The sequence below is a fragment of the Stenotrophomonas tumulicola genome, assembly GCF_014117215.1.
GTDB lineage: Bacteria > Pseudomonadota > Gammaproteobacteria > Xanthomonadales > Xanthomonadaceae > Stenotrophomonas > Stenotrophomonas tumulicola.
Genome location: NZ_JACGXS010000003.1, coordinates 341,327 through 347,753, shown reverse-complemented (window position 1 = coordinate 347,753; position 6,427 = coordinate 341,327). Strand labels below are relative to the sequence as shown.

Here is a 6,427-nt window from a genome sequence, read left to right as displayed (position 1 = left end):
CGCCGGGCCATGCCCGGCGCGGCCCCTCCGCGCCGATCGGATGAGCGCCGCCGGGCATGGCCCGGCGCTACCTGTTCACGGCCGGCCGTCCCACCATCGTCGTACCCGCGACCGAAACGGGACGGGTGTAAACTAGGGAGCTAGACCTTTCCAACCCGGATTCCAAGGATTCTCAATGTCCCTGATCGCCACTTTCGACACCACCCAAGGCCCGATCAAAGTCGAGCTGTTCGCTGACAAGGCGCCGCTGACCGTGGCCAACTTCGTGAACCTGGTGAAGCGGGGCTTCTATGACGGCCTGGTGTTCCACCGCGTCATCGCCGACTTCATGGTCCAGGGCGGTTGCCCGCAGGGTCGTGGCACCGGTGGTCCGGGCTACAAGTTCGAAGACGAGAAGAATGGCGTGCAGCATCAGGTTGGTTCGCTGTCGATGGCCAACGCCGGCCCGAACACCAATGGCAGCCAGTTCTTCATCACCCACATCAAGACCGATTGGCTGGACGGCAAGCACACCGTGTTCGGCCAGGTGCTGGAAGGCCAGGCCATCGTTGATTCGGTGAAGCAGGGCGATGTCATCCATTCGATCACCCTGGAAGGCGACACTGACGCCGTGCTGGCCGCCCAGGCCGACCGCGTTGCGGAGTGGAACAAGATCCTCGCCGCCTGATCTTCCTTTTAACGGCCACCCTGGGTGGCCGTTTCCATGATCCCCGCCGCCTGCCAGGCCGCCTGGCCACGCCCGCGGCATACATCCAACGCTTGCAAGCAAGAGGAAACCCCCATGAAAGCACCTGTTCGTGTTGCCGTGACCGGCGCTGCCGGCCAGATCGGTTATGCCCTGCTGTTCCGTATCGCTTCCGGTGAAATGCTGGGCAAGGACCAGCCGGTCATCCTGCAGTTGCTGGAACTGCCGGTGGAAAAGGCCCAGGCCGCGCTGAAGGGCGTGATCATGGAACTGGAAGACTGCGCGTTCCCGCTGCTGGCCGGCATGGTCGGCACCGACGACGCCGAAGTGGCGTTCAAGGATGCCGACATCGCCCTGCTGGTCGGCGCGCGTCCGCGCGGCCCGGGCATGGAGCGCAAGGACCTGCTGCTGGAGAACGCCAAGATCTTCACCGCCCAGGGCGCCGCGCTGAACAAGGTCGCCAAGCGCGACGTGAAGGTGCTGGTGGTCGGCAATCCGGCCAATACCAATGCCTACATCGCGATGAAGTCGGCGCCGGACCTGAATCCGCGCAACTTCACTGCCATGCTGCGCCTGGACCACAACCGTGCGCTGAGCCAGCTGTCGACCAAGCTGGGCAAGCCGGTCGGCGGCATGGAGAAGCTGGTGGTGTGGGGCAACCACAGCCCGACCATGTACCCGGATTACCGTTTCGCCACCGCCGACGGCGCCTCCATCGCCGATGCGATCAACGACCAGGAATGGAACGCCAACACCTTCATCCCGACCGTGGGCAAGCGCGGTGCGGCGATCATCGAAGCCCGTGGTTCGTCCTCGGCTGCTTCGGCTGCCAATGCCGCCATCGATCACGTGCGTGACTGGGTGCTGGGCAGCAACGGCAAGTGGGTCACCATGGGCGTTCCGTCCGATGGTTCCTATGGCATTCCGGAAGGCGTGATCTTCGGCTTTGCGGTAACCACGGAAAACGGCGAGTACACGCTGGTCAAGGACCTGCCGGTCGACGATTTCAGCCAGAAGTACATCGACAAGACCCTGGCCGAGCTGGAAGAAGAGCGTTCGGGCGTCGCCCACCTGCTGGGCTGAGCCAAGCGGTAACGCTGGTCAAAAGACGCCGGGCATGTCCCGGCGTCTTTTTTTGCGCCCGGACAGGTTCCGTTGGCGGCCCACCGCGTAAATAAGAAAGAAAAGCGGTAGCGCCGGGCCGTGCCCGGCGGAAACCATCAGACCCAGCAGAACCCGCCGACCATGGGTCGGCGCTACCAAAGCACCATCGCGTTTCCCGCCCAGCCACGGCCCCGCGGCTTTTGACTTTGCCTGCGACGCATGCGCTGGGCGCAGCACGGCAACTACGACCAAGGTCGGGCGGTAGCACCGGCGATGGCGCACTATGCTCGATGGCATGACTGGGTCTGGGAGGGCAGCGTCATGGATTACGAAGAAACCTACCGACGCTCGATCGACGAGCCGGAGGCATTCTGGGGCGAAGAGGCGAAGCGGATTTATTGGCACAAGCCACCGCAACAGATACTGGATTACAGCAATCCGCCATTCCGTCGCTGGTTTGTCGGTGGAGAAACCAACCTTTGTTACAACGCCGTCGATCGACACCTGGCTGATCGCGGGGACCAGCTCGCCCTGGTGGCGGTATCCACCGAGACCAACGTAACCCGCGAAATCACCTACCGCCAGCTCTACCGTGAAGTGAACGACTTCGCTGCCGTGCTGCGGCGCCTGGATGTCGGCCATGGCGACCGCGTGGTCATCTACATGCCGAACATGGCCGAGGCGGTGTTCGCGATGCTGGCCTGCGCGCGCATCGGCGCGGTGCACTCGGTGGTGTTTGGTGGCTTCGCTGCACATAACCTGGCACTGCGCATCGATGACGCCCAGCCGAAGCTGTTGATCGCCGCCGACGCTGGCATGCGCGGGGGCAAGCTGATCCCTTACAAGGCAATGGTCGATGCGGCCTGCAATGAAGCGCAGTCACCGCCGCCACATGTATTGATCGTGTCCCGCGGGCTGGATCCAGCGCAGCCGCGCGTGGAGGGCCGCGACGTGGAGTACGCGACCCTGCGCGCCGAAGTGGGGGAGACCGAGGTACCGGTACAGTGGCTGGAATCGAGCGAACCGAGTTACCTGCTGTATACCTCCGGCACCACCGGCAAGCCCAAGGGCGTGCAGCGTGACGTCGGTGGCTACGCGGTGGCGATGGCCCAGTCGATGGAGACGGTGTTCGACTGCCGGCCCGGGCAGGTGATGTTCTCCACCTCCGACGTGGGGTGGGCGGTGGGGCATTCCTACAACGTATACGGTCCGTTGATCGGCGGTTGCACCTCGCTGCTGTACGAAGGCCTGCCCACCAATCCGGATCCGGGCATCTGGTGGGCACTGTGCGAGCAATATGGCGTGCGCACCTTGTTCTCCTCGCCGACGGCCATCCGCGTGCTGAAGAAGCATGACGCGGACTTCATCCGCCGGCATGACCTGCAGGCACTGAAGTACATCTTCCTGGCCGGTGAGCCGCTGGACGAGCCGACCGCGCTCTGGGCCAGCGAAGCGCTCGGCAAGCCGATCATCGACAACTACTGGCAGACCGAAACCGGCTGGCCGGCGTTGACCTTGTTGCCGGGCCTGGACATGAAGCCGGTGCGGTTCGGATCACCGGGTTTTCCAAATCTCGGTTACCGCATGAAGGTGATCGACGAGAACACCGGCGAGGAAGTCGCGGCCGGGCAGAAAGGCGTGCTGGTCGTGACGCCACCGCTGCCGCCGGGCTGCATGACCACGGTGTGGAATGACGACGCCCGTTTCCTGCAGAGCTACTTCAGCCATTTCAAGGAATTGCTGTACAGCTCGCTGGACTGGGCGATCCGCGACGACGACGGCTATACCTTCATCCTCGGCCGCACCGATGATGTGATCAACGTGGCCGGCCATCGGCTGGGCACGCGCGAGATCGAAGAAGCAATCTCCGGCCATCCGCGGGTTGCGGAGGCGGCAGTGATCGGGGTGAAGGATGAGCTGAAGGGCCAGGTGCCATTGGTCTTCGTAACCCTGAAGCAGGGCCTGGACGGCGAAGACCCGGCCGCAGTGGTGGGCGAAATGATGGGCGCGGTCACTGCATCGCTGGGCGCCGTCGCCCGGCCGGCACATATCCATGTGGTCAACGCGCTGCCCAAGACCCGCTCGGGCAAGCTGCTGAGGCGTTCGTTGCAGGCGCTGGCCGAGGAGCGCGATCCAGGAGATCTGTCCACATTGGACGATCCTGGTGCCCTGGATGAGATCCGGCGCGTGCTGGGGCACTGAAACGAGGCGGCCACGTGCTTTCAGGACGTGGCCGCCGCTGCCCGCGGGGTGGCCGGCGCGCAGGCTTGCGTTACAGTGGGCATTCTTGCCGAGCGGGCTGAGCTGTGCAGAACCATCCCCTTCCCGAGGTTGTCCCGACAATGCAGGGAGACGAAGGCAGTTCCGGCTGGGACGCGATCAACGCGGCGCTGGCGGTCGTCTATCCGGCCCAGGAGCCGCAGCATTTCGGTGCCACGCTACCCTGGACGCTGGGCGGCCGCGACCCATTGGATGGCGTCAGCGTCTATTGGAACCAGGCCCCCCGGCCGCACTGGCATTTCGTCACTTACGGATTCTCCGAGCTTTTCACCAAGCAGAGCGATGATCCTGCGCTGAGTGGCTTCGGCTTCGAGCTGACCTTCCGTTTGGCCGCCGGTCCGGAGGCGACAGCTGGTGACCGTCCGCCGACCTGGCCGATGAGCTTGCTGCAGAACCTGGCGCGCTATGTGTTCCAGACCGGCAACGTGTTCGAACCCGGGCACTACATGAATGCCAATGGGCCGATCGCGCTGGATCATGCCACTGAACTGGCCCACCTTGCGTTCATGCGCGATCCCCAGTTGCCCCCGCGCGCAACGCCCAACGGCGCGTTGCAGTTCCTGCAGGTGATCGGGCTGGTCGATGCCGAAATGGCCGCGATCAAACGCTGGTCCACCGATGGCGTGATGCAGGTGCTGGAATCGGCGATGCCGCTCTGGATAACCGACCTCGCGCGTGGCTCGTTGCTGGCTGATCCGGCGCTGGCGGCCCAGGTGGAGGCGGGCAGCCGTCGCGACGGGTCCAGCACCGCCGCGTTGATGCTGGAAACCCTGGAGGCCCATCGCGACCGAAGCGACGGGCCCACCGTACTGGTGCTCGGCGCAGGCCAGGTGGCCAGCGTGCTCGACCTTCTGGCTGCACGGCTTCCCTACGGTCGTGCCCTCGACCTGGTCGGCGACCCCCTGCAATGGACGTTCGTTGCGGGGCAGGAAGACACCGTGGCAGGCCACGGGCAGCACCTTCGCTGCAGTCTGGCGCCAGCGTCGCTGCAGCGCCTCACCGATACGCTGCGGCCGGTACGCGGGACGTACCCGGTCTCGGCTGCGCTCTGCGTGGAAGTGCGTCCGACCTGCCTGCGCGATGCGCAGGGCGAGGTGGTGCGCTGGATAGGGTGACGGAGGCACGCAGGCCTGGCCAGGGCACGCAGCCGTGATGGAGCGTGCCTCCTGCCGACGCCCCGATCCGTTCAGCTCAGGCCTTCGGCCTTGAGCGCCGCCTGCACGCCGGCATCGGCCTCCATCCGGGTGCGATACGCCGCCAGGTTGTCCAGGCCGGACAGGTCGACCTTCGCGCCCGCCGCCCAGCGCAGGGTGATATAGAAATAGGGGTCGGCGAAGCTGCGGAAACCAGCCAGCCAGGGCTTGTCGGCCAACTGGCGGTCAGCCTGTTCGAACAGGCCGCGCAGGCGCCTGTGCGCCACGGCAGCGAGCGCGTCTTTCTGCCCTTCATCGGCGACGAATTTGCCCGGGGCGAACAGCGGCAGGAACGCGGGATGCAGGTCCGAATTGACGAACGACAGCCAGCGCGTGGCTTCGGCGCGTTGGCGCGGGCTACCGTCGCCGGCCAGGCCCGCCTGGGGGCGGGTGTCGGCGATATAGCCGAGGATGGCCGCGTTCTGGGCCAGGACGAAATCACCGTCGACCAGCGCCGGCACCGAACCGACTGGATTGATCTTCAGGAACTCGGGTGCCTTCAGCGTTTCACGGGTCATCAGTTCGACGTCGAACGGCTGGCCGGTCCACTGCAGGGCGATATGGTCGGCGGTGGAGCAGGCACCTGGCTTGCTGTACAGCTTCATGGAGACTCCGGATGGGGTCGGCGGCAGGAAGCCACCACTATCGCGGAGCCCGCAGCGCGCGGCAATGGCGCGCCGGCAAACAGATCGTTACGACTGGCGGGGCTTGAGGCTCTGCACTTTATAGAAAGTGTGGTCGCCGATGGTCGCCACCTGGTAGGCATTGCGCCAGCTGGGGCTGGCCAGGGCCAGGGCAGCAAAGTGGCTGGCACCCGGCACGATCTCCTGGCGCTGGTTGAGTGGCAACGCCCAGTTGCGTTCGGCATCGAATGCAACCGTCATGGCCTCGCGCCAGGCGGCGTCGTTGGCCAGCTGCGTGCCGGGTGCGACGATGGTCGGGGCGAACTGCCGGCGTGCGGTCACCACCTGGCACATCGAATCTCCCCACAGGCCACTGTCGCGGCGCCGCAGGGCGACTTCGGCAACGGCCTGCTGGCCACGGACGGTCTGGTCGCGGGCTTCCAGGTAAACGGTGGTGCTCAGGCACAACGAATCGGCGGCAGGCTGCGGCAACAATTGCGACAGCCAGAGTATCCAGGCCAGTTTCATATCACTCCTTGCTC

6 protein-coding genes are annotated in these 6,427 nt (G+C 65.2%); 4 read left to right on the top strand and 2 right to left on the bottom strand.

Features of this window, described 5'->3' with window-relative positions; translation table 11 throughout:
• Positions 1–175 precede the first annotated feature (175 nt).
• The 4 genes from H4O11_RS09490 to H4O11_RS09475 all read left to right on the top strand — a co-directional run bounded on the left by H4O11_RS09490 (position 176) and on the right by H4O11_RS09475 (position 5,184).
• Complete coding sequence (locus H4O11_RS09490) at positions 176–667, top strand: peptidylprolyl isomerase (RefSeq protein WP_182339165.1); 492 nt, start codon at positions 176–178, stop codon at positions 665–667.
• Positions 668–781: 114 nt separating this feature from the next.
• The gene (locus tag H4O11_RS09485; RefSeq protein WP_182339164.1) at positions 782–1,768 is read left to right on the top strand and encodes a malate dehydrogenase; all 987 of its coding nucleotides are present in this window, start codon (positions 782–784) and stop codon (positions 1,766–1,768) included.
• A 342-nt stretch (positions 1,769–2,110) separates the two neighbouring features.
• Positions 2,111–3,991 carry a propionate--CoA ligase gene (gene prpE, locus H4O11_RS09480; RefSeq protein WP_182339163.1) on the top strand — a complete coding sequence of 627 codons (1,881 nt, stop codon included), beginning with the start codon at positions 2,111–2,113 and terminating at the stop codon, positions 3,989–3,991.
• A gap of 140 nt (positions 3,992–4,131) precedes the next feature.
• Complete coding sequence (locus H4O11_RS09475) at positions 4,132–5,184, top strand: suppressor of fused domain protein (RefSeq protein WP_182339162.1); 1,053 nt, start codon at positions 4,132–4,134, stop codon at positions 5,182–5,184.
• Between the two features lie 71 nt (positions 5,185–5,255).
• Here H4O11_RS09475 and H4O11_RS09470 read toward each other — a convergent pair whose 3' ends face one another.
• Together H4O11_RS09470 and H4O11_RS09465 are read right to left on the bottom strand one after the other, a co-directional pair.
• Positions 5,256–5,867 carry a glutathione S-transferase N-terminal domain-containing protein gene (locus tag H4O11_RS09470; RefSeq protein WP_182339161.1) on the bottom strand — a complete coding sequence of 204 codons (612 nt, stop codon included), beginning with the start codon at positions 5,865–5,867 and terminating at the stop codon, positions 5,256–5,258.
• A gap of 87 nt (positions 5,868–5,954) precedes the next feature.
• Positions 5,955–6,413: a cell wall hydrolase gene (locus H4O11_RS09465; protein ID WP_182339160.1), complete on the bottom strand. Its 459-nt coding sequence runs from the start codon at positions 6,411–6,413 to the stop codon at positions 5,955–5,957.
• Positions 6,414–6,427: the final 14 nt, after the last annotated feature.

What these genes read in the sequence shown, in the direction of transcription:
- H4O11_RS09465 (WP_182339160.1), bottom strand. Translation starts at nt 6,413, where the DNA reads ATGAAACTGGCCTGGATACTCTGGCTGTCGCAATTGTTGCCGCAGCCT.
- H4O11_RS09485 (WP_182339164.1), top strand. Translation starts at nt 782, where the DNA reads ATGAAAGCACCTGTTCGTGTTGCCGTGACCGGCGCTGCCGGCCAGATC.
- H4O11_RS09475 (WP_182339162.1), top strand. Translation starts at nt 4,132, where the DNA reads ATGCAGGGAGACGAAGGCAGTTCCGGCTGGGACGCGATCAACGCGGCG.
- prpE (WP_182339163.1), top strand. Translation starts at nt 2,111, where the DNA reads ATGGATTACGAAGAAACCTACCGACGCTCGATCGACGAGCCGGAGGCA.
- H4O11_RS09470 (WP_182339161.1), bottom strand. Translation starts at nt 5,867, where the DNA reads ATGAAGCTGTACAGCAAGCCAGGTGCCTGCTCCACCGCCGACCATATC.
- H4O11_RS09490 (WP_182339165.1), top strand. Translation starts at nt 176, where the DNA reads ATGTCCCTGATCGCCACTTTCGACACCACCCAAGGCCCGATCAAAGTC.